At 46.3% G+C, this 23,823-nt stretch carries 16 protein-coding genes; 4 read left to right on the top strand and 12 right to left on the bottom strand.

Annotated elements, in window-relative coordinates:
* Positions 1 to 26 precede the first annotated feature (26 nt).
* The 6 genes from H8744_RS09165 to H8744_RS09140 form a co-directional block, all read right to left on the bottom strand.
* Positions 27 to 1,079, bottom strand: coding sequence for a fimbrillin family protein (locus H8744_RS09165; RefSeq protein WP_262434547.1), 1,053 nt, complete (start codon positions 1,077 to 1,079; stop codon positions 27 to 29).
* An 87-nt stretch (positions 1,080 to 1,166) separates the two neighbouring features.
* Positions 1,167 to 2,321 (bottom strand): fimbrillin family protein, encoded by a 1,155-nt coding sequence (locus H8744_RS09160; protein WP_262434546.1) that lies wholly within the window; start codon positions 2,319 to 2,321, stop codon positions 1,167 to 1,169.
* Positions 2,322 to 2,359: 38 nt separating this feature from the next.
* Positions 2,360 to 3,439, bottom strand: a complete 1,080-nt coding sequence (locus tag H8744_RS09155; protein WP_262434545.1) for a DUF5119 domain-containing protein — start codon at positions 3,437 to 3,439, stop codon at positions 2,360 to 2,362.
* Positions 3,391 to 4,704 carry a DUF3575 domain-containing protein gene (locus tag H8744_RS09150; protein WP_262434544.1) on the bottom strand — a complete coding sequence of 438 codons (1,314 nt, stop codon included), beginning with the start codon at positions 4,702 to 4,704 and terminating at the stop codon, positions 3,391 to 3,393. Before H8744_RS09150 ends, H8744_RS09155 begins: the two co-directional genes overlap by 49 nt.
* Before the next feature lie 22 nt (positions 4,705 to 4,726).
* Complete coding sequence (locus H8744_RS09145) at positions 4,727 to 5,020, bottom strand: hypothetical protein (RefSeq protein WP_262434543.1); 294 nt, start codon at positions 5,018 to 5,020, stop codon at positions 4,727 to 4,729.
* A gap of 416 nt (positions 5,021 to 5,436) precedes the next feature.
* Positions 5,437 to 6,426: a tyrosine-type recombinase/integrase gene (locus H8744_RS09140; protein ID WP_262434542.1), complete on the bottom strand. Its 990-nt coding sequence runs from the start codon at positions 6,424 to 6,426 to the stop codon at positions 5,437 to 5,439.
* A 260-nt stretch (positions 6,427 to 6,686) separates the two neighbouring features.
* Between H8744_RS09140 and pfkA the strand changes: the two genes are divergently transcribed.
* Complete coding sequence (gene pfkA, locus H8744_RS09135; protein ID WP_262434541.1) at positions 6,687 to 7,667, top strand: 6-phosphofructokinase; 981 nt, start codon at positions 6,687 to 6,689, stop codon at positions 7,665 to 7,667.
* Between the two features lie 152 nt (positions 7,668 to 7,819).
* On the opposite strand, the gene H8744_RS09130 is transcribed toward pfkA, so the two are convergent.
* The 6 genes from H8744_RS09130 to H8744_RS09105 all read right to left on the bottom strand — a co-directional run bounded on the left by H8744_RS09130 (position 7,820) and on the right by H8744_RS09105 (position 15,644).
* Positions 7,820 to 8,668 carry an SDR family NAD(P)-dependent oxidoreductase gene (locus H8744_RS09130; RefSeq protein ID WP_262434540.1) on the bottom strand — a complete coding sequence of 283 codons (849 nt, stop codon included), beginning with the start codon at positions 8,666 to 8,668 and terminating at the stop codon, positions 7,820 to 7,822.
* The gene (locus tag H8744_RS09125) at positions 8,668 to 9,891 is read right to left on the bottom strand and encodes an NADH:flavin oxidoreductase (RefSeq protein WP_262434539.1); all 1,224 of its coding nucleotides are present in this window, start codon (positions 9,889 to 9,891) and stop codon (positions 8,668 to 8,670) included. Before H8744_RS09125 ends, H8744_RS09130 begins: the two co-directional genes overlap by 1 nt.
* A 25-nt stretch (positions 9,892 to 9,916) precedes the next feature.
* Positions 9,917 to 10,678 (bottom strand): DUF1295 domain-containing protein, encoded by a 762-nt coding sequence (locus H8744_RS09120; RefSeq protein WP_262434538.1) that lies wholly within the window; start codon positions 10,676 to 10,678, stop codon positions 9,917 to 9,919.
* Between the two features lie 142 nt (positions 10,679 to 10,820).
* A complete protein-coding gene (locus H8744_RS09115) occupies positions 10,821 to 12,164 on the bottom strand; it encodes a citrate/2-methylcitrate synthase (protein WP_262434537.1) in 1,344 nt (447 codons plus the stop codon).
* 15 nt (positions 12,165 to 12,179) lie between these two features.
* A complete protein-coding gene (gene icd / locus H8744_RS09110) occupies positions 12,180 to 13,373 on the bottom strand; it encodes an NADP-dependent isocitrate dehydrogenase (protein ID WP_262434536.1) in 1,194 nt (397 codons plus the stop codon).
* A gap of 27 nt (positions 13,374 to 13,400) precedes the next feature.
* Positions 13,401 to 15,644, bottom strand: a complete 2,244-nt coding sequence (locus tag H8744_RS09105) for an aconitate hydratase (RefSeq protein ID WP_262434535.1) — start codon at positions 15,642 to 15,644, stop codon at positions 13,401 to 13,403.
* Between the two features lie 378 nt (positions 15,645 to 16,022).
* Between H8744_RS09105 and H8744_RS09100 the strand changes: the two genes are divergently transcribed.
* The 3 genes from H8744_RS09100 to H8744_RS09090 all read left to right on the top strand — a co-directional run bounded on the left by H8744_RS09100 (position 16,023) and on the right by H8744_RS09090 (position 23,746).
* Positions 16,023 to 17,936 carry an AAA domain-containing protein gene (locus H8744_RS09100; RefSeq protein ID WP_262434534.1) on the top strand — a complete coding sequence of 638 codons (1,914 nt, stop codon included), beginning with the start codon at positions 16,023 to 16,025 and terminating at the stop codon, positions 17,934 to 17,936.
* A gap of 279 nt (positions 17,937 to 18,215) precedes the next feature.
* A complete protein-coding gene (locus H8744_RS09095) occupies positions 18,216 to 19,325 on the top strand; it encodes a hypothetical protein (RefSeq protein ID WP_262434533.1) in 1,110 nt (369 codons plus the stop codon).
* A 2-nt stretch (positions 19,326 to 19,327) separates the two neighbouring features.
* Complete coding sequence (locus H8744_RS09090; protein ID WP_262434532.1) at positions 19,328 to 23,746, top strand: hypothetical protein; 4,419 nt, start codon at positions 19,328 to 19,330, stop codon at positions 23,744 to 23,746.
* Positions 23,747 to 23,823 lie beyond the last annotated feature (77 nt).

The raw sequence follows: 23,823 nt of genomic DNA, 5'->3' as shown, positions 1-23,823 counted from the left end.
AACTTATACTTAGCCTGTTAGACTAGTCAGCTTCCTGTTTCCCCTTCAGTTCCTTTTACCGTCTCAGAGCCTGTGTCTTCTTCCCAAGATACAGAACCATCTTCCTGCATCACGGAGACAGTCTTTCTTGCGATTCCGATGGTATATCCTACGGAAGCTCCCGGGCTCCAACTGTCAGTCGAAGGTAAAGGCTGATTTTCCTTGTTGATGGTTTGAGTAATGGTATTATCATTTGCATCCTTTGCCGTATACTGATAAGTGATGCTGAACTGGCTTCCTTCCCCGAAAGGAAGCAGAAAAAAGGTGGCAAGCAGTTTCTTACCTTCCAAAATAGTATTTGGTACGGGGAAATTTGTTATGTCAGCGGTAAAAGTTTCCTTAACGTCAGAGGAGGGATATGCCCACTTCCAACCATTGTCGGTATCAGCCGTAGGGGCATAGTAAATCAGCGTTCCACTCTTGATCCCCGTTATGGAGAAGGAAGTCACAGATTTTCCTTCCGTATTATCATTGTTTTTTACCCAAACATTAACTTTGGTTAGCGTATGGTGCAGTTTGAAACTTACATTACCATCATTTCGGTTCATTACCGGAGTCGCAGCAAGAAAGTCCATCTGGTCGGCTTCGACTGGGGGGACGGTATAACCCAGTACCGGAAATCCGCTTGCCGTTCCTTTATCCTGAAAGGAAAGGTTGCTATTTTCCGTCTCACCAACATAAGGAGCATAAGCGAAGAAGCTTATTTTGTCCGTTGTGTTGCCCGGCCAGTATTTCACGGGAGCATATATCCAACTTCCATCTACCGACTGCCGTTCTACCTGCTGGTTGTACATGAAATTGGGGATGGAACCACTCTCACTAAACATTCCGTTAGTGAAGTAGGCGAACACGCCTATGGCGGTAAGGTCGGCTACCGAACCGTACTCCGTCGCTGCCCTTGTTTCGGGCATATCACCCGAGAAACCTACCGGAATGCTTCCTTCCGGCTTATCCGGTGTTTCTTTCTCCGTTTGGCATCCGGAGAATGCCATCAGCAAACCGAGTGTCATGGCTATCAGGTCGTTTGTTTTTATCATCATGGATATTCCGTATGTTCTACTCTTTATTTATTACATGACCGGAAAGGGGGAGATTCACCCCCGTCCGGCCTGTAGGTTTCGGAAGCGTTATTCAACGTTCAGATCTTCACCGGTGGCTGTATCCCAGTTGATAGCTGAATCATCAACAGTAATGCCAATGGTATTCAGTTTGATAGTCAGTGTATAAGTATGTGCCGTTCCTTTTTTGAAAGTATATTGGGGCAATTCCACTTCTTTCTCGGTTTCACTGGTCACATTTGTACTATCAGATACTTTTGTCACGATGGCATATTTTATTTTCAACTTCAAATCACCTTTCACACCTGTTCCGGTTACGTTGTCCACCGGGATAAAGTAAAGCGCTTGCCCCGAAGGGAATAACGAAGTGGCTGTAGTACTGCTTACATCCACAGACGGGGTGGTGTAACCACACCAATCCACACTTGTATCTTTATTTAGGAAGCCCGACAAATCCAGCTCACTCGTGAAATAGGAAGCACCTTCTGAAGCAGCCCCCCATTTGCCATCGGAAAATTGGTATTTCGCTTTGTTCTGGAGTTTGTTGGTTCCCGGTAGCAGTTTCAGTTCCTTCACATATATTTTTATATCAGTACCCAAAGACTGGTCAGGCTTCACCTTGATGTCCGCCACTTTCGTCAGCACATGGCTGAATTTGAAAGAAACGATCCCCGCATTAGCCTTGTTGCTCGTGGCGATTTGGTTTTTGATGTCGTCCCTACAGTCTGTCACTAAGTCCACCATGTCCTTATAGTCATTGCTTGTTGTCAAAGCAAAATCAAGGACAGGAGCCCCTTTATCGGTTTTTCCAGACAACTTGATGCCTTTATTGCTTCCGTCAGTCGGACTGGCCTCATAGGGTGCATAGGAGAAGAAGCTGATCTTGTCATCGTTGGTAGGCCAAAAACGAGTATTGGTATATCCCCAGCTACCGGACGGACTTCCGTCCGTCCATGTACCATGTTCATTGTACAGGAAATCGGGTGTGGCATCAGAGCCCACCGAACTCCACTCACCTGCTGTCTTATACGCGAAGAAGCCGAAACCGGCATTCGACACTTTCAATGCGCCCAAGTCTGTTTCAGCTCCTCTCGTCTGTACACCCGTGTACACATCAAATCCGATCACCGGATGCGCATCCGGGTTCATATCAGTCACTTCATTCTGCGAGCAGCCTGCCAGTGCAAGGACTGCCATTACCATCATTAAATTTTTTGTCCTCATTTCAGTCTTTTTTTAATTACAATTAAATTATAGTTTCCTTATATGTCTATATCCCTATTCTCTTCCTCGTCCCAGCTATCCACATCGGCATCCATGCCCGAACTGCCTTCGGGTTTCACCGTGGGCACAGTTTCTCCGCATATCACATCGATGGTGATATGGACAGTTCCCTCGCTGTCTTCCGACAAATTCACCGTTATGTCATTGAGTTCCTCAACAAACTCCGTTTCCCCGTCCACGAGCTGAGCCTTAAAATGCACCTCGTGAAGAATGCTCTCGTCAAAACCGAACACACTGAACGTGGCACTCATCGTGCCTTCCGTCTGCGAGCCGGGCAAATAGTTTTTCTTATCCAACCCGAACTGCTGTGTCATCGTCCGTTCCGAAGACTTACCCGAAGCTAGGAACACGGATTCCGGCATACCGCCCAGCGTACAGGTGGCGGAACGGATATTGTTCATCCCCTTGATATGGAAGGTGGCAGTTATCTCCTTGGTCAACTTGCGGGGATTGAAGCAGAGCTGGCAGGGAGACTGGATTTCCATACTCCTCGTGGGAGAAACTCCGTAATTGCCCAGCATGTCGGGAGTCACCTCAAATCCTTCCACACAGTCAGCGGCTAGCTCATCGGGACTATCCATAGACATTTTGCCATTATCCGTCCCCTTGACCTGTATGTTCCTAGCATAAGCCTCCAATGTGTGGTGGGTTTCCATCCCACGAAAAGCGATACTGCTGAAATCATCGAACGAACGGTTGAATAGTACAATGTCATAGCATCCTTCTTTCAATCGAACACTCTTGCGGCTACGGTCACCCATCAACACCGTAAGGGACGTGCCTCCGTTCGTAGGGTAGAATATGGCGGTAGCGCCATAACGTCCTTCCTGCTCACTTAATCCTGCTTTGCCCCAATCAGCGATAAGGAGTATCTCCGATTCATCGGAATAGGTCAGTTCACGACGGCCACAACTCACCAATAGGAATAACAGGCAAAGAAATGTCCATTGATATATCCAGGCAGATGCCAGCGCAGCCCGTCCACCGCCCATAGTCAGTCGTTCACCATTCATCTTTTGTCTCCTTTCCCTATTTTCACCTTGCGGTTCAGCAACCATACCAGCGAAATCTTCACTTTCGTGGGACCGAACCATGTATATTTGCCGTTCTCCTGCCATAGCAGGGTTTGGTAGTTGTCGCGAGCATGGTAATGACGGTAATCGGTGCGGAGCATCCCAACACCGATGTTAAATTCCAGATGCAGGTTGCAGGCTATCCGGTGGGCATAGCCATAACTGACGCCTGCAGCGATGAAGAACTCACCCTGATAGCCATTCTCTTTCCATTGCAGATCGTACTTGCCTCCTCCGGCATACAGTCCAAAGAAATGTCCGGTCAAAACATCACGGTCCATGCGATTGTCTCTACTGCCTAGCCAATATCGTCCTTCCAGACCTCCCGAGAGGATTTCAAGGCAGCATTGGTTATTCTTCAGCAACCACCACGGAAACATGTATTCCCCGTTCACCGACCAGCATTTGCCTATTGGCACTTCTATCTCCACGTTAGGCATCAGCGCAACATCGAACAGCAAATTGGTTTTCACGGCAATCAGCGGACAGCTACGAAAGGATACCTCCTTAATTTTTTGCGAATAGGATATAAGGTTGTTATTCTCGCATTCATCAGTTTGGTTTATGCTTGACATCATTCTTGTTTTCATGCTGTACGGGTTAGAAAAAACAGCATGGGGAAGTGCAGGTAGACTATCCCGTCTTATCCATACCATGCACACGGCAGCGTTACGCAAATAAGGTAACAGCCGGTCACGGATATAACGGTAAGGAATACCCCTGTTCAACTTCTTCAGTAATGTCTTACAACGTTGGGATTCTTTATAGCAATCAATAATATGCAGTACCTCTTCTCGGTTCGGCAGACACTCATCGTTTACGATCAAACAACGCAATTCCTGCCAGTTTTCACCTTGCGGACGGGGATATATGCGATATTGGTCTAAGTGAGGATATTTCCATACTAGATATCCCTTTACCGCCATGGAACGTTGGCATGCCAGCCTTTCATTATAGGTAAGATTACCATCAGGAGAGGCAAAAGAAAAAATGCTAATGGAATCGATACGCCCACATAATTGGTGATCACTGAACAATTCCTCCATATGGCGTAATGTCCGGCTGTTGTCCATATATCCACTGTCCACCAGTTCCTTGTCAAAACGAAAGTAGAGCATCAACGGTTTACCGGGCACACCCATTATTCCCTTTGGCTGACCTGCATAACCATTAGAAAGCAGGGTGAAAAGCAACCCGCAACAGACAGCCCCCAGTTTTATTTTTTTTATATATTCAGGTATATTCATCATGGTACAAGCGATTTACAGGTTATCAATCGGTTACTTTAATATCTGCCAAAAACGTGCGTACTACTTCATTCAGAACACCTTTTTTATTAGCAGTCTTAGCATGGTGAATATAAAACTTTTCAGTTACGAACATCATATGGTGATTAGATTTCTCCGTAGCTGCCTCCAGTATGCCCAGAAGGTTTATATCCGGTAACGGACTACACAATTTAGACAAGCCCTCTTCGGAAAGAAAGATATTTACCGATTGCATGACATTATTTGAAGAAATGCCATATAACACGGTGATAGTTGTTTGTGTACATACAGATAGCATGTTATCTTGCTTTTTTAACCATTACTTAGCAAGTAACGGAGTATGCTCTTTTCACAGGCTGGGAAAAAGCGTTTTTTAAGTCTGTATATAATAAGAAAACACATTCTGTCAATGAGAAAGGCACGAAGAATGATATTCCGTATTTGAGGTGTCAAAAATGGAAGTAGGTATCGTGTGCTTTTATGAATATTTTAAAGTACAGATCGGAGTAATATATTGTTTGTGCCTGTGTGTATTCCGATACTTGAATAAATTTTAGTAGATCAGTAGATATTTATAAACTTTTATTTGGATTTATGAGGGATTTTTTTCAACTTTGTGACTTGAATACTCCGTTACTTGCTAAGTAATTCCCGGTAGTAAACCCGTTACTTGCTAAGTAATACCATACAAACAAAATTCTGTATTACAAACTTCTATGCAGCATTTTTCTCCTCCCCGTATTTGGTTATAGAGCCTATCAATGCATCGTTCGCCACGTCCACCTTTTCATTATCAAAAGGTTTCAAGTAAGTTTCCGTTACCTTGATAGACGAGTGTCCGAGTGCCTTGCTGATAATGCCAATGGGGACGCCTGCATGAAAAGCTAACGTAGCCCAAGTATGGCGCGCGGTGTAAGAACTTATTTCCACACCCGGAAGTAACAACGAGGCTATTTTCGCAAGTATCCGATTGAAACTTCCCAATGCCTTCCCATAGCATTCATACAGTTTTTCGGTGTCTTTTGTCTTTCCACCTTCTACCTGCCTGTCCAAAATGGGAAACAGATAGATGGAGCTGTCATCCTTATTAGAATATTGCTCCAGTAAAGCCCTCGCTTCGGGTGGGATACGTACTGTTATCTGCCGTCCGGTCTTGTGGCGGCAATAAACGATACAGTCTCCTTTCATGTCCTTTTTCCGCAGATAAGCCAAATCAATGAACGGCATCCCATGAAACAAGAACATCAGTAGAAAATAAGCTAGCGCATATTGTACATTTTCAGGTAATTCTTCAAACCTCGTATGAAGGAGCGTACCCATTTGCCCTGCGGACAGCGCACGCTTGGTTTGTGATTCCACCTTTGTGTACACATCGCTGAACAGTTTCCTGTCGTAAACGAGTGCCTTTTCTGACACGAGTCTGTTATACACCGCTTTGAGTGTGCGCATATAAGTGGATACCGTATTCCATTCGGCATCCCTGCAACGCAACCAGTTCTGATACTCTTTCAACCTGCTCGGAGTAAAGACCTCCATTATTTCCATCGGAAGTTCTTTCTCTTCGCTGAATTTCACAAACGAGTTCTTGGTAGCGGTATATGTACGCACCGCTGGCAGTTTCCTGTTTGCTCTCAAGGTTCCGATAACCTTTTCCATGTAAGGGATTAAAAACAATCCTCTTACAGATTCCTTTTTCTCATCCATAATCCATAAGTTTTAATTTCCGCATCGCGCGTTTCGCCTGCAACAGTTTTACGAGGCGGAATGTTTATGGATGCAAAGTAAAGAATACAACAAACTATTTTATAAGAATAAGTCTCCATCATAGATTGCTATTCAGCCTATTACTCATAAATTACACGACAATAATAAAAGTTACGAGAGAGTAACATCTTTATCCTTTTTTCCCAACCTTTCAAATATTCTCTTTATATTTGCATCGTAAAACATAAAAAGAGATTGTTATGGGAACAGTTAAGTGTATTGGTGTCTTGACCTCCGGAGGAGACGCTCCCGGTATGAATGCTGCAATTCGGGCAGTAACTCGTGCAGCTATCTATAACGGACTGAAAGTAAAGGGTATATACAGAGGATATAGGGGACTGGTGACAGGAGAAATCAGTGAATTCAAAAGCCAGAACGTAAGTAATATAATCCAATTAGGCGGTACAATATTAAAGACTGCACGTTGCAAAGAATTTAAGACTCCCGAAGGCCGCCAAATGGCATACGATAATATGAAAAAAGAGGGCATCGATGCCCTTGTAGTCATTGGTGGTGACGGTTCATTGAGCGGGGCACGCATTTTTGCACAGGAATTCGATGTGCCCTGCATCGGGTTGCCGGGAACCATTGACAACGATTTATACGGTACGGACACAACGATCGGATACGATACGGCATTGAACACGATTTTGGATGCGGTAGATAAGATACGCGACACAGCTACATCTCATGAACGTCTTTTCTTCGTGGAAGTTATGGGCCGAGATGCCGGTTTTCTTGCCTTGAACGGTGCGATTGCTTCCGGAGCAGAGGCAGCCATCATTCCCGAATTCAGTACCGAAGTGGACCAACTGGAAGAATTCATTAAAAGCGGATTCCGCAAATCAAAAAACAGCAGTATCGTACTCGTAGCAGAAAGCGAACTGACCGGAGGCGCCATGCATTATGCAGAACGTGTGAAGAACGAATACCCGCAATATGATGTACGTGTCACCATCTTAGGACACCTTCAACGCGGTGGCAGCCCTACTGCCCACGACCGAATACTTGCCAGCCGTCTGGGTGCGGCAGCGATAGATGCCATCATGGAGGACCAGCGTAATGTCATGATCGGTATCGACCATGATGAAATCGTTTACGTACCCTTCTCAAAAGCGATCAAGAACGACAAACGAATCAACAGGGAACTTGTAAACGTATTAAGAGAACTTTCCATCTAATCTATAGATAAAGAGTTATTCAACCGACACATATTCCACTGATTTTTAGAATACCCAATTACTCTATCAATCGGTGGAATATGTGTCGGACTATTATCAAACCGTTGGTTACAGCCATTTCCCCTATTTCCCATTTATCCTTCCCTCCGGCCCTACAACCACTGCCTTACTCTTTCTTCCGTCAGCTCCCATAACAGTCTCCTTTGTATATGATGAACGTATTTGTCGGAAAGAGCTTTGGGATGATTATTCACATTAAACGTTCCTGTTTGTCCTTCCGCTTCCTCATTCAGCAATAGTCCGACTGCAGTCGAAGCTCCCTGTTTCGGAGTACGTATAAAGGGACGAAAAAAAATATCCGTCAACGGGTCAAACCATTGTTGCATTGTGATAATATCGGTAGATACAATTCCCGGATCAGCCGCATTGACCGTTATGCCGCGTTCCTTCAATCTTTCCGACAAATCCAGAGTGAAAAGCAACAAAGCAAGTTTCGTATTACTATATATGGGTATACGCCAGAAGCCTCCTTTCCTTCCGCGAAGAAAAAAATCAGGAAAGTCGAGTTTACCAATTGCATACGTACATGACACCATACTCACAATGCGACTTCCCTTCCCCATCAAAGGAATCAGTTTGCGTGTCAGCAAGTAAGGCCCGACATAATTAACACTGACCGTACGTTCCATCCCATCAACAGTAATATGCAGTCCCGTCTCCATCGTTCCTGCATTGTTCATCAGCAATGCAACAGGAATGCCACGCTCTAAAATGGTATCTGCAAAAGCTGAGACGGAAGCCATCGAAGCCAAATCCAGCTGAAGTATTTCCAATTGACCACTCCCCGTTTCCTCTGCAATACGTTGACGCACAGGCTCGGCAGCGGAAGGATTGTAACAAGCCATTATCACATAATACCCCGCAGCAGCCACAGCCCGGGTGATCTCCCTTCCCATGCCACCGTCCGCTCCGGTAATGATTGCATATCTCCGTTCCATCATTATTTATTCTCCAATTGTTCGATCTCCTTCCTTAAACAGGGAGGAAGCACTTCGTTCAAATGCTGATGGCAAGCCATCTCAAGGGTATACATCCTCCCGATGCAGTAATTGCTATGCCCACAGTTGCACCTTGCTTTCTCTTCCAAGCGCATACGATTGACAAATCCCGGTTCATTGAGTAATGCCCGCGCCATCTGTACCGCTTCAAAGCCATCGTCCAACACCTCATCGATCTTCTGACGCGACACCAGTCCTCCGACATAGATCAAGGGTATCTTGATTTCCGCCCGGAATTTCAGCGCATCCTCCAAAAAGTATGCTTCTTGAAAAGGTACGGTGGGAATCATCATCCGCCCGGCAAGTTTCACGCCATACTTCAACCACCAGCAGTCCATATAGTGTGTCAACGTCTTGACCGGCATCGCTCCTCTCATTACGTACATCGGTGCCTTGCTTACAAAGCCACCGCTCAGCACCAAGGCATGAACACCCGACCGCTCCAGTCTTTTAGCCACCTGCATCGTTTCGTCTATCTCCATGCCGCCACGAAATCCATCACGCATGTTCATCTTTACGATCACCGCCATATCATTTCCGGCAGCTTCCATCACCTCTGCCATCACCTCATCCATAAAACGCATCCGGTTTTGCAATGAGCCTCCATATTCATCTTTCCGGTGATTCGTGTAAGGAGAAAGGAACTGACTGATCAGATAACCGTGTCCGGCATGTACTTCAACCGCGTCAAATCCTGATTCACGAGCCAGATTCACAGCACGTCCATAAGCCTTGGTCATCTCCGGCAACTCTTCCTTCCTCATCCCCCGCACAAAAGTAGGAGAATAGATATTGAATCCCGAAGAAGCCGATAACGGTGTGACGCCACAAATACTTTTATGAGACATATTGCCACAATGTCCGATCTGGATACTTGCCGCTGCCCCCTCCTTATGGACTGCATCCGTCACCTCCCGAAGTCCCGGAATTATTTCCGGACGTAGCCAAAGCTGACGGGGAAAGGAAAGCCCGCTTCGGGTAACAGAAGCATAGGCGATCGTCGTCATACCCACCCCACCTTCTGCCACGGAACGGTGATAATCGAGCAACATCTGCGAAGGCCGGTTTCCCGGGCACATCCCTTCAAAAGCTGCCGAACGGATGGTACGGTTGCGCAGAGTCAACGGTCCGAAAGTGACCGGTGTAAAGAGTTTCGAGTTTTTCATGATAGTATCTATATTCTGTAAATGATCAATATATGAAAGGGAAAACACGCTTCCGACTCCCCACCTCATTACCGAATTCTTCCCGGTAACGATGCCAGATGGCATTGGCGCGGGGGACAAGATTGGCAACCGTCCACCACAGGAAAACAGCTCCAGACAACGACCATGTGAGGATGGCCCATCCTGCCCATTCCACAATTTCACCAAAATAATTGGCAGAAGTTACATAACGGTACATCCCTCCAGTCGGCAGGTAATGACGTGTATCCCCCGGTTTTCGAAGGTGACGGATGACATAATCGGACTGCCAGTTAATCGCCATCCCCAAAAGAAAAAGGATAACACCGATGATAAATTGAGGTGTTCCGAACCAGTGTGGAGTATATAAATCACCGGGTGACAGATAAAAGATCCATTCCCCCTGCATAAAACCATTCAGAAGATTAAAGACAACTCCCATCAAAAAGATAGCAACCGGCATCCGGCTTTTCCCTCTCAACAAGAACGGGAAGATAAAGGAGCGTTGGAGATAATGAAGCTGAAAGAGTAAAAAGAAAACCGACTCGACAGGGAAGGTACGACGCTCCGAGTTCCACCACATATAAGTCATCACCAGAAAAACGGGTGCTTCCATCAGCATCCAAGCCAATTTATTGTTGATTGCTCCTCCCCACGCACGACTGCGAAACATGCCATACCCTGCCTTTACATAGTAGAGTGCAATGAAGACGAACAGGGCAAGGACGCTCATTACCAACAAGAAAATATGAAATGCATGTTCACTCATATCCATAAGTTTTACAAGAAGCAAAGTTAAATAAAACCTGAATACAAGCAATAAGTTTTGCAAAAAAAATACCGGGTGAAGGTATGCCGATCATTCCTGTTACAGAAGGCAACCTCACCCGGTAAAACTATTCACATTAAACCTAACGTTTATTCAACGGTATATATTTTCCAACATCCAATACGTTCTTATAAGCCGGGCGAATGATACGCTTGCCTTCAAAGTTAAGTTCTTCATTCCGGTGCGCACACCAGCCTACGATACGAGCCATTGCAAAGAGCGGAGTATAAATCTCTTGTGGCAAACCGATCATTTCGTATACAAATCCCGAATAGAAATCGACATTACTTGATACGGTCTTACCATTATTCTTTACTTTACCGAACACTTCGATGGCACGCTCTTCGAGCAGTTCGAGGAAAGCAAATTCACGTTCACATTTCTTTTCTTTCGCCAAGTCGCGAGCCAGTTCCTTAAGCAAAAGCGCACGCGGATCGGAAATCGTATAAACGGCATGGCCGATTCCATAAATCAATCCAGTCTTGTTGTACACCTCCTTATTCAGCATACGCGTGAAGTAGGTATCGATTTCATCCACGTTTGTCCAGTCTTTGATATTCTCCTGAAGATGGTGAAACATGTCGACCACCTGAATATTGGCTCCTCCGTGAAGCGGGCCTTTCAATGAACCGATGCCGGCAGCGATGGAAGAATAGGTATCCGTCCCGGTAGAAGAAGTCACGCGAACTGTAAACGTAGAGTTATTACCACCACCGTGTTCCGCCTGGAGCATCAACAGCAGGTCGAGCGTACGTGCATCGAGCTGGGTATAATCCTTCTTCAGCATATAAAGGAAATTCTCGGCTATGGAAAGTTTCTCCTGCGGATGGCGGATATGCAACGACCGTCCATGAGTAGCATGGCGCAACATATTGTATGCATAAGCGATGATGGTAGGGAATTTTGAAATCAGATCGATGCTCTGGCGCATCAAGTTGTCACGGGAGGTGTCGTCCGGATTCTGGTCGAAACGATACATCTCAAGCACACTGCGAGCCAAGATGTTCATAATATTGTTTCCTTCCAGTTCGATGATATTCATTTTCGTCTTCTGTTCCAGAGGCATATTGTCGTTGACCAATTCGCGGAAAGATTCCAGTTCTTCTTTATCGGGCAGACGGCCGGAGAGTAACAGGTAGGCCACTTCTTCGAAACCATAGCGTTTCTCTTTCATGGCGGCATGAGCCAAATCCTCCAAATCATATTGGCGATAGAACAACTTACCGGGGATGGGTTTCAGCCCGCCACCGGGAATGCGTTCGTAACCTACTACATTGCCCACTTTGGTCAATCCGACCAGCACACCCGTTCCGTCTTCATTGCGTAATCCCCTTTTCACATCGTATTTGGGGAACAATTCGTTGTCAATCCGGGTACAATCCTTCATGTCCTCGGAGAGTTTATAAATTAAATATTCTTTTTTCATGGCACCATACTCTATTTAATGATTATTTATTCGCTCGATTATTTCTCTTGTAAAGGCGGAAGTAGAAAGTGAAACGCCATCCGGCATAAACCGTGCCAAATCCGCCGTGGCACGCCTTTTCCCAAAACTTAATTCGAGCGCCCGCTCGATCCGGTCGGCTGCTTCCTGCCATCCGAAGTACTGTAACATCATAACGGCAGAGAGAACTAGGGAACAGGGATTCACAATGTCCCGCCCCGCAATGTTAGGAGCCGTTCCGTGAGTAGCCTCAAAGATGGCGTGACCGCTGACGTAATTGATATTGGCTCCCGGAGCAATACCGATTCCGCCTACCATCGCTGCCAACTGGTCGGATATGTAGTCTCCGTTCAGATTCAAAGTCGCTACTACCGAATACTCTTCGGGCATCAGCAACGTATTTTGTAAAAAAGCATCCGCAATGCAGTCTTTAATCACCAGACGTCCATCTGCCAGCGCATCTCCGAATTCCCGTTGTGCCAGTTCGTACCCCCATTTCTTAAAGCCGCCTTCGGTGAATTTCATGATATTCCCCTTATGCACCAGTGTGACGGAAGGAAGATGTTGATCCAATGCGTATTGGCAAGCCGCACGCACCAGACGCTCGGTACCTTCTCGCGAAACCGGTTTCACTCCGAATGAAGATGTCTCCGGGAAACGCACTTTCTTCACTCCCATTTCATCCCGCAGGAAACGATAGAACTTCTCCGCTTCGGGAGTTCCCGCTTCCCATTCGATTCCGGCATAAATATCCTCCGTATTCTCACGGAAAATCGTCATATTCACCTTTTCGGGTGCAATGAGAGGGGAATAAATTCCTTCATACCAACGCACGGGGCGAAGACAAACATAAAGATCGAGTGTCTGGCGCAATGCCACATTCAAAGAACGGATTCCTCCTCCGACGGGTGTCGTCAACGGCCCTTTAATTCCTACCAGATATTCCTTGAATTTCTCCATTGTTTCCTCCGGCAACCACGAACCCACCGTGTTAAAGGCACGTTCACCGGCAAGGACTTCCATCCACTCTATTTTACGTTTTCCTCCATAAGCCGCTTCTACGGCAGCATTCACAATGCTTTGCATGGCGGGAGTTATTTCCTCGCCTACACCGTCCCCCGTAATATAAGGAACTGTCGGCATATCAGGTACTACGAGCGTACCGTCTGCTTTCTTTGTTATTTTGCTCATATTCTTCTTGTCGTTATTAGTCTTACACTATCTTGCATTCAACGCAGAGCCTGCACGGAACCATCCGATTTGTTGCTCATTATAAGTATGTTGCACTGCGAAACTCTCTTTAGTTCCATCTTCGTGATGGACTACCACTTCCAGATCACGTCCAGGAGCGAATTCGCGCAGTCCGATAACAGACAGCAGGTCGTGTTCTTGTATCCGGTCATAATCGGCCTTATCTTTGAATGTCACGGCAAGCATTCCTTGCTTTTTAAGATTAGTCTCATGAATACGGGCAAAACTCTTGGCAAGTATCACCTTCACGTTGAGGAAGCGCGGTTCCATGGCGGCATGTTCACGGCTGGAACCTTCGCCATAATTTTCTTCGGCTACGACAATGGAAGAGATACCTTCGGACTTGTACATCTTCGCTGTACCGGAGACAGGGCCATACATATTCGTCAGACGATTCCATACACTGTTCGTCTCCCCGTTAAAAGCATTGACTGCTCCCATCAGCATATTGTCGGATATATTCTCCAGATGTCCTCTGAAGCGCAGCCACGGGCCAGCCATTGAAATATGGTCGGTAGTGCATTTCCCTTGCGTCTTGATCAGCAAGGGCATGTTCAACAAGTCCTCACCGTTCCAGGCCGGGAAAGGGGTAAGCAATTGCAAACGTTTCGATTGAGGATCGACGTTAATCTCCACATTCGCTCCTGCCGGTGGAATATACCCTTCGGCTCCGGAAACAAACCCATATACCGGTAATTCATCGCCTACCGGTTCACTGAGTTTCACCTTCTCGCCATCGTGCGTCATCAGACGGTCTTTCAGCGGATTGAAACAAAGATCTCCGGCAATGGTAAGTGCCATCACGATCTCGGGCGAAGCCACAAAAGCATAAGTATTCGGATTGCCATCGGCACGTTTGGCAAAATTACGGTTGAAAGAAGTAACAATGGAGTTCTTGCGGTTCGGATCGTCCGTATGGCGTTTCCACTGTCCGATACAGGGGCCGCAGGCATTTGCCATAATCGTTGCACCGTTTTGCTGGAAAAGTGTAATCATACCGTCCCGTTCGGCAGTGGCGCGTATCTGTTCGCTACCCGGATTCACAATGAGGGGGGCAGCAACGGCAATATCTTTCTCCAAAGCTTCACGGGCAATGGAGGCGGCACGGCTAAGATCCTGATAAGAAGAGTTGGTACACGAGCCGATCAACCCCACTTCCATCTTACGGGGATACCCATTCAGCAACACCTTTTCTGCAAACTCGGATATCGGTGTAGCGGCATCCGGAGTGAACGGACCGTTAATGTAAGGCTCCAATTCGGACAGGTCGATTTCGATCACGCGGTCGTAGTAATTTTCCGGTGCTTCCAGAATTTCTTCATCCTGACGAAGATCCGCCTCTACGGCATCCGCCAACTTGACCACCTCTTCACGTCCTGTAGCACGCAGATAAGTGGCCATGCGATCATCATAAGGGAAGAGTGAAGTGGTGGCTCCCACTTCCGCACCCATATTGCAAATAGTTGCTTTACCCGTAGCCGAAATGGAAGCCGTGCCCGGGCCGAAATATTCAATGATGGCATTCGTTCCGCCTTTTACCGTCAGCAGACCTGCCAATTTCAAGATCACATCTTTTGGAGCCGTCCAACCGTTCAGCTGACCCGTCAAATGAACTCCGATCAGTTTAGGCATCTTCAGTTCCCATTCCATACCCGTCATCACATCCACCGCATCGGCTCCCCCTACACCGATAGCTACCATACCCAAGCCACCGGCATTGGGCGTATGCGAATCCGTTCCTACCATCATACCACCCGGAAAAGCATAGTTCTCAAGCACAACCTGATGGATAATCCCGGCTCCCGGTTTCCAGAAACCGATGCCAAATCGGGACGAGACATCCCGGAGGAAATCATAGACCTCCTCATTGGTCTTCTTAGCAGTGGCGATATCTTCACCTGCCCCTTTATAAGCCTGAATCAGATGGTCGCAATGCACGGTAGATGGTACAGCAGCCTGTTCTTTCCCTGCATTCATGAATTGCAATAAAGCCATCTGTGCCGTAGCATCCTGCATCGCCACACGATCCGGACGGAAATTCACATAATCTTCTCCCCGCTTATAATCTTTCAAATTAGCCTCATCATAGAGATGAGTATACAATATTTTCTCTGCCAACGTCAACGGACGCTTTAAAACACTCCGTACATGCTCCATTTTGCCTTTATAAGCTGAATAGAAGCTTTTTATCATGTCCAAATCGTAAACCATATGCATTTATATTTTTTAAACTGTTTATAATATTAACGATTTTGCACGGTATAAGGTTTAACAAATTGAAATAAATTTCGGCTGCTATGAGAAGAAATATTACTTTTGTGGAGGAAACAGCGATAGCTTTTTCTTAAAGCACCGAACTTTGATATAATTTGTTGAATAATATAACTTTGTGGTTTCTCAAGAAGTGATATTTCCTCAGCAGCTATCATACTGATTATCAGCAAATAGCCCTATCAATTCTTGGTCGGTGAGGAAGACCCTGTTCCTCGGTGAGGAAGGGGGTGTTCATCGGTGAGCAAGACCCTCTTCATCGGTGAGGAACGACCCCTTCACCGGTGGGGTGCATATAATGTAAAAATATAATGAATCATGGATAATAAGAAACCCATCGCCTCTCCTACTGCCGACCTACAACGCCAGCAACTTCTCCTCCGGATGGAATATGAGTATGAAAAAGAGGAGTTCAAAAGACAAACCGAGACGATGGGCATTGCACGGAAAGTGAAACGGGGACTTTCCTGGTATCCGGTACAGATAGGGCGGAGTTACTATAATTCACTCAATCAGTTTGTCGTAGAGATTATCCGTACCGGGGACAAAGACATCGAACATGCTTTCGAGTTCGGCAAACCGGTCTGCTTCTTCCGCCAAGGATATGATGATAAGATTTCTTATATGAACTTCACCGCTACCGTCAGTTATGCCGATGAGGAACGGATGGTGGTTGCACTGCCCGGTCAAGGTGCATTGCTTGAGATTCAATCGGAAGGACAAGTGGGGGTACAGCTCTATTTTGACGAAACATCCTACCGCACCATGTTCGATGCCCTTGAAGACGTGTTGCGAGCCAAAGGAAACCGATTGGCGGAACTACGTGACACACTGATAGGAACACTTCTTCCCCGAAAGCGGGAACTCTTTCCGATCCGTTTTCCCTGGCTGAACAGTACCCAGGAAGAAGCAGTCAACAAGGTACTCTGCGCCAAAGACGTTTCTATCGTTCATGGCCCTCCGGGAACTGGAAAAACAACCACACTCGTAGAAGCCATCTATGAGACATTGCACCGCGAGAATCAGGTACTCGTCTGCGCACAAAGCAACACAGCGGTAGACTGGATCTCTGAGAAACTGGTGGACAGGGGTGTTCCCGTGCTGCGCATCGGCAACCCTTCGCGGGTCAATGACAAAATGCTTTCATTCACCTACGAACGACGCTTCGAAAATCATCCTGCTTATCCTGAACTTTGGGGTATCCGGAAGTCGATCCGTGAAATGAACGGCAAAATACATCGCGGCAGCTATAACGAGCGAGAATCAGCCCGCAACCGTATCAGTCGCCTTCGTGACCGTGCTACGGAATTGGAAATACTCATCAATGAAGACCTGTTCTCGTCTGCACGGGTCATAGCCTCCACATTGGTCAGCAGCAATCACCGGATACTGACCGGCCGACGTTTCAGTACACTGTTCATCGATGAAGCCGCACAAGCACTCGAAGCGGCCTGTTGGATCGCTATCCGAAAGGCGGATCGGGTGATTCTTGCCGGAGATCATTGCCAGCTACCTCCCACCATCAAATGTATCGAAGCTGCCCGGGGCGGGCTGGACCACACCCTGATGGAGAAAATAGTGGCCGTCAAACCGACTTCCGTCTCCTTATTAAAAACTCAGTACAGGATGAATGAGTCCATCATGCGCTTTTCGTCCGAATGGTTCTATAACAACCAGTTGGAATCGGCACCGGAAGTACGCCAACGGGGGATTCTCGACTTTGACACCCCTATGGTATGGATCGATACGTCCGAAATGGAATTCCATGAAGAACTTACCGGTGAAAGCTTCGGACGCATCAATAAGCAGGAAGCCAACCTGTTGTTGCAGGAATTGGAAAAGTACATTCACCGGATCGGTGAAGGACGAGTGCTGGACGAACAAATCGACTTCGGGCTCATCTCACCCTATAAAGCTCAAGTACAGTATTTGAGGAGCAAAATAAAAAGCAGCAATTTCTTCCGTCCCTTCCGTTCACTGATCAGTGTAAACACAGTAGACGGATTTCAAGGACAGGAAAGAGATGTGGTCTTTATCAGTCTGGTAAGGGCCAACGAAAATGGGCAAATAGGATTTCTCAATGATTTGCGGCGAATGAATGTCGCAATCACCAGGGCACGTATGAAACTAGTGATACTGGGAGAAGCTGCCACGCTCGGGCAACACGCTTTCTACCGGAAACTGATGCAATATATAAGAGAAGAGGGGAAAATTGAGGATCGTGAAGGGTGAAAGGAAAATCGAGAATGGAAAAAGTGGAAAACCTAAGGTAACTTCTTCAGTCTATTGCATTCTGAAGACTGGATCGTTTTGGGCAAAAGAAGACAAGTAAGTACCGATTTCGGGATTAATCCGGATTTCCCATAGCAGGGAAAATAATTCATGTTGAATTCTCCTTCCTCCCCCATAAGTAAATAATAGTTAAGAAAGAATGTTTAGCAACATTTCAAAGGGAATTTAATCACCTGTGATGTTGTTAAGTGAGTGATTTTACCTAAACTATCATTTATAATGAATAAGATACCTCTTTTTCGCTTTATGGCAGCCATCATCCTGGCAACAAACTTTAGCGGATGCAGTCAGGACGAGTCCCTTGAACCCGTTGCACCGGCAGGAGATAGCAACTCTGTTGACATCACCCTCACTGTAGGTAGTGAGCTGCCCAGTAGCAGAGCTTTACCCCCGGGAGAAGATACGCTCTTGGACGGAACGTCTCAAGTAGACAAAGTACGTATAGTAACTTTTATCCGTAAAGCAGGATCGGCCGCCCCGTTTGTTTACGATGCCAATAATGACAAGACCGTCAGTTGCGCACCCGAAAACGGAGTCCGAACAGCACGGAGCAAACTGACTAAGATCATGGGCAATGAATATCGTGTCATTGCCATCGGATATTATTCCGGCAGGGGTGAAGGTAATATGTTCAGCCTGAACGCTGCACCCGGAACCACATTTGATAATTTCCAGGCAACTCTTCGTGAACAGACCATCACCGACTATAATGAAATAAAACAAAATACTGAAAAGTATTGGAATGGGAAATGGCTCTACACTCCCGAACTCTTCTACGGCTATTGCCACACAGGAGATGCAAACCCGGTAATCTCTTTTGAGGGTTCCGACCAACTGACAGGGATTCTTTACAGAGGAATGGCACTCGTCACCATCAAAATTACAGGCATCCAACAAGGCACATGGAGCTTCGATTGGTTTGCACTCATGTCCGAAACGACCTATACGCAAACTTCCTTAAAGGATTATGAGAACTTCAAAACTCCTTATACTCTTGTAGCCGCCAATCAGGACAATGCATATAAAAATAACAAATGGACATTGTTGGACAAGCAGACCGTAACCAACCAGACCGTGACCCTATCTGCCTATGTCCTACCTACCACTACTCGTCTTCTCATCCGCATGAAATCAAGACTGACGGCAATCAGTTCCTGGCAGAAAGACGATTACCAAATCTATATCACCAATGTTTCTTCAGCAGAAGGTGCGACAGGAATCATCTCTCCTACTGCACAGAACAATACATTCTATTTCCGCCGGAATTCACAGTACAACATAACAGGTACGTATACGGCACTCTCCAACAGTAGCCATAAACTAAATTGATCATGAAAAGAAATACTACTCTCTTTATTATAATAGCCCTGTTCCCGATCGCCCTATTTGCCCAACGGCAAGCCGAAAACGTGCCGCAGCGCAAAGCACTCGTTGAACCGGACTGTGTGATTGACAAAATCATCAATGCCGTAGGAGTCGGTTCCGGCACAACCGATTTTGAAAACATATTGGATGAAGACCTCAATAACTCCGCAACCTTCGTCAAAGTCGCCAGCGTGGCTGTAGGGGCCAATCCTATTATCAGTGTACGCGACCGTTTCCATCTTTATAAATCAGGCACTACCACCGGATTCTGTATAGTAGCCGGGGGCTCTTCCAGCATTCTGTCTCTGGATGTAGTCAAGGCAATGGCCATCATGGTCTATAATAACGGTGTTCTACTGAAAACCTATCCGGTGGAAGAAGGCCAAAGTGCAGGCGTACTCGATCTTAACCTGATACAGATTCCAGGTTCGGAGGAAGCAGTAGTCAACCTTACTGTAAAACCCGAATATGACTTCGATGAAATCGGTCTGGTATATGCCGGAGGCGTAGGACTTGACGTAATAAACACGTTGAAAGTGAAATACGCTTTTGTCGGAGACCCGCTTCAGCACAATCTTACCACATCCGGAATGGCAGCCATCGGTGCCACCGTTAGTGCAGAAGGATGGAACCCTGTATTACTCGGTATTCCGTTCCCACTTGTACCAGCCGAAAGAAATAAACTGATCGACGACGATCTGGAAAACTACGCTTCATTAACACCCATCCTTGCCATAGGATATCAGGGTGGCGTGAAACTCACTTCCAATCATGTGTTTGATGCAGGCACGGAAGTTGGATTCAAATACGTTGATGCCGGTGCCCTCAACCTGGATGTCGGCTCATGGATCGTCATCAAACTATATGACACAAACAACAATGAAGTGCAGTCCGAAACGATTGCCGCCAAAGTTTTGAACCTTGGTGTAGGCAAGGGGGGCAACAGTACGACTTCCATCGTCTCCAAGGTTCCTTTTTCAAGGGCGGAACTGAGCTTTAACACCACCATTGCAGTCAATTTAGGTGCCCGGTTGGTGAAATATGCATTCGTCCGCGAAAAACCTCTCACGCAGCATCTCTGTGAACTGAATCTCAGCATGAACACAAACGTCTGCGATGACCAAACGAGCTATCAATTAGTATCCAATCCAAGTATCCCCGTCCTTTGGACAGTCGAAAGCAAGCCGGCAGGTTCAACAGTGACGGTCAGTGATGGTGGTACGGTCAAAAATATGGATAAAGAAGGAATCTATGTTTTCAGGGCAACCTGTACCGATGGATGCGGTTGCACGGACACCGTGCAGATCAATAAAGGGCAAACCGGAGTAGAATCCAGCTGCGGTACCCCTATGACCACCGGCACTATGCAAGTGGCACTCTCCGATGTTATGCACGAAAGTAGTGGCAGCCTCATCTCTCTCAGCAATATAAAAGATGCAGGAAACATCATAGACGATAACACCGAAAACTATGCCGAATATACCGGTGGACTGTCCATTGCAGAAAATCTACAGATCGTAGGCATCAAAAAGACTGACGGAACTACCTTTAATCCGGAACTGACTCAGAAGCGAGTAGGTTTCATCATTGAAATGAAGACGACCGGACTCGGTGCCGATGTTCTGCAATTCTATCAGATAAGAGGATATAAGAACGGGGCAAAGGTTTTCCAAACGGTGGTGGATGAAACGAATGCTGTTTCCGTAGGATTAATAGGTAATGACCAATCGCAGAAAATGAGGTTCAGCGTAGAGACTCCTGAAGATGATTTCGACGAGATAACCCTGTGGAAATCGGGAGTATTGACACTGGATATTGCGGATATACGAATGTACTATGGCTTTATAGAAGAAGCTTCGGACAATTGCAGTGATCCGCTGGGATGCAGTTCGACTCTATTGTCGACTGAGCAAACAGGAAGTACCATCAATTACAGTGCCACCGGTACCGTCAGCGTAGTTTCGGCAGCTGGAACAATTGCCGGACTCGGCAACCTGATAGACAACGATCCTGCTACAGCGGTTGTCATCACAGGCGTACAAGTCGGTGCGGGAACGGTATTGGCAGTCAGAACCGGAAAAACACTGGATTACCGGCATCAGTTGGGAATTATCCTGGATAACAAGACCTATCTTGCCGGAATCACAGCGGGCACATGGATGACCGTTCAAACTTATTATGACGGAGTGGAAACAGGTGACAAATTTACCAACTGGAATGTCCTGGGACTTGATGTCATCGGATATGGCGACAAGAAATACCTGATGATGTATCCCAAATCCCGGTATGACGAGGTTCGCATTACGATGGCAGGAGTAGCCAGCGTACTTGACACACAGACCATATATGGACTTTTCGTGCGGGATGACCGTGACAATGACGGTATCCCCGATTGCCTGGACAGTAATTCCTGTGAAACGAATCTGACAGACATCACCGTATCTCCTATTTGCCAAAACGGAGATATCACATTCGGAGGTAAAGGCTTTCCGGGAACCGTTTATAAAATCGATCTTCCGGAACAAAACATGAAGTTATCTGCTAACACTGATGTAAACGGAGTATTCACTATTACATTCCAAAAATTACCTAATATAGGACGTTTTGATGCCATCGTTTATGACAACAGCGACAAACTGGTAGGCAGTATTCCTTATCAGGTGCATCCGTTACAAACTACATGGAAACTCCAACCGATCAACACCGACTGGAACGAATGGAACAACTGGAGCAATGGTGCCCCCTATTGTTGTACGGATGTCATTATTCCGTCGGAAGCATCCGCTTATCCGATCTTAAGCCAACCAAGCGATGCCGCGGACGTTTACTGTTGTAAATTCATCCACTTCGAACCGAATACGGAAGTAGTGGGGACTTACCGCCTGACCTATACGAAAGCCTGGGTGGAAATGCTGCTCTCAGCCAATCGCTATTATATGCTTACTGCACCTCTGAAGAATATGTTTACGGGCGATATGTTCATCCCGGCAACGATGAACGGTGTACAGTCAAATACCTATTTCACCACGCTCGACAATACCAGTTCACCCGAGAACCGTTACAATCCGCGTATCTTTCAACGTCTATGGTCGAGTACTGCTCCCGGCCGATTGATGGACAATAGCACAACAGCTATCCAGATTAATGAAACCAACTGGTCGAATCATTTCAATTCATTGAAACAGGAATATGCTTTGGGAAGCGGATTCTCTTTATGGGTAGATAACGGAAAACTGGCAAACGACCAAACGTTCAAATTCCGTTTCCCGAAAGAACATACGGCATACAGTTACTTTGATGACCTTGGAAATGCCACTACTGTCACAGAAAGTATCAGCCGGAGCAAGACCGGGCGATTCATCTATGAAGACGCTTCGGGTAATCCGACTTTACCATTAAACGTGGTTATTACCAACCAGACAGCTTCTAAGTATTTCCTGATTGGCAACCCGTTCATGGCACATCTGGACGTAGCGAAGTTTATGGCAGCCAATCACCTGCTCTCCATCAAAGTGTATGACGGGAACACCACCAATACTACCATCCGCACCGATGGAGAACTGTTATCCAATCAAAACGGATTAACAAGTATCGCTCCCATGCAGTCCTTTTTCGCTGAAGTGCAAAACGCAGGAACATCGATCACCGTTACCTTCGAAGAAGATATGCTTGTTTCAGCAGCAAGCAATCTGCTAAAGAGTCCTGATGATCTGTCAAAGAGTCTCGGTAACGCAGATAAATCCACAATGTATGTCAGAGCAACTTTACCTTCGGGCATTGAAAGTGCAACTCTGATTCGCGAATCAGCATCCGCTTCACCGGAGATTGTACCGGGTGAAGATAGCGAAGTACTTTTCGACAACGAAGTACATCCTACTATTGCAATTTATTCAATCCGAAACGGACAAGGACTAGATATCCAACAGACCGGACAATTGACATCCGTTCCCCTTGGAATCTATACGAACGGCCCTTCAGACATCACCCTTTCCTTTGACATATCCGGGGAACTACAAAACAGAAGCTTGGAACTTTATGACAAAGAGACCGGTATAGTCTATCCTTTGGAAGCCGCTAAAGAGATAAAACTGCAAAATGTATCGACCAACACCGGACGCTTCATGATCCGAGAAGCCGGTTTAAACCCTACGGAAAAAGAATCCACCTTATATGTATATACAACGGAAAGCGGAGAAAAGGCTATTATAAAATCCCTGGAACCGAATATAATATCCGTAAAAGGATATACGACCAATGGAACCCTGACCTACGAAGAAACGCTACCAGAGGTAGCAGAATGCAATGTTCCTTTGTTCAAAGGCATGAACATCCTGCAGATACGAACAAAAGACGGAACCGAAGAAACAGTCAAGGTATGGAAATAAACGAAAAACGGTATAAATCCAGGATATTGGTGGATTTATACCGTTCTTTCTTCAATAAAGAGAAAGCTCTAAAGGTA

Origin of the sequence: Jilunia laotingensis (assembly GCF_014385165.1) — a bacterium.
Classification (GTDB): Bacteria; Bacteroidota; Bacteroidia; order Bacteroidales; family Bacteroidaceae; genus Bacteroides; species Bacteroides laotingensis.
Note: the sequence above shows the minus strand (reverse complement) of the source record. Positions and strands in the feature narration are given on the sequence as shown.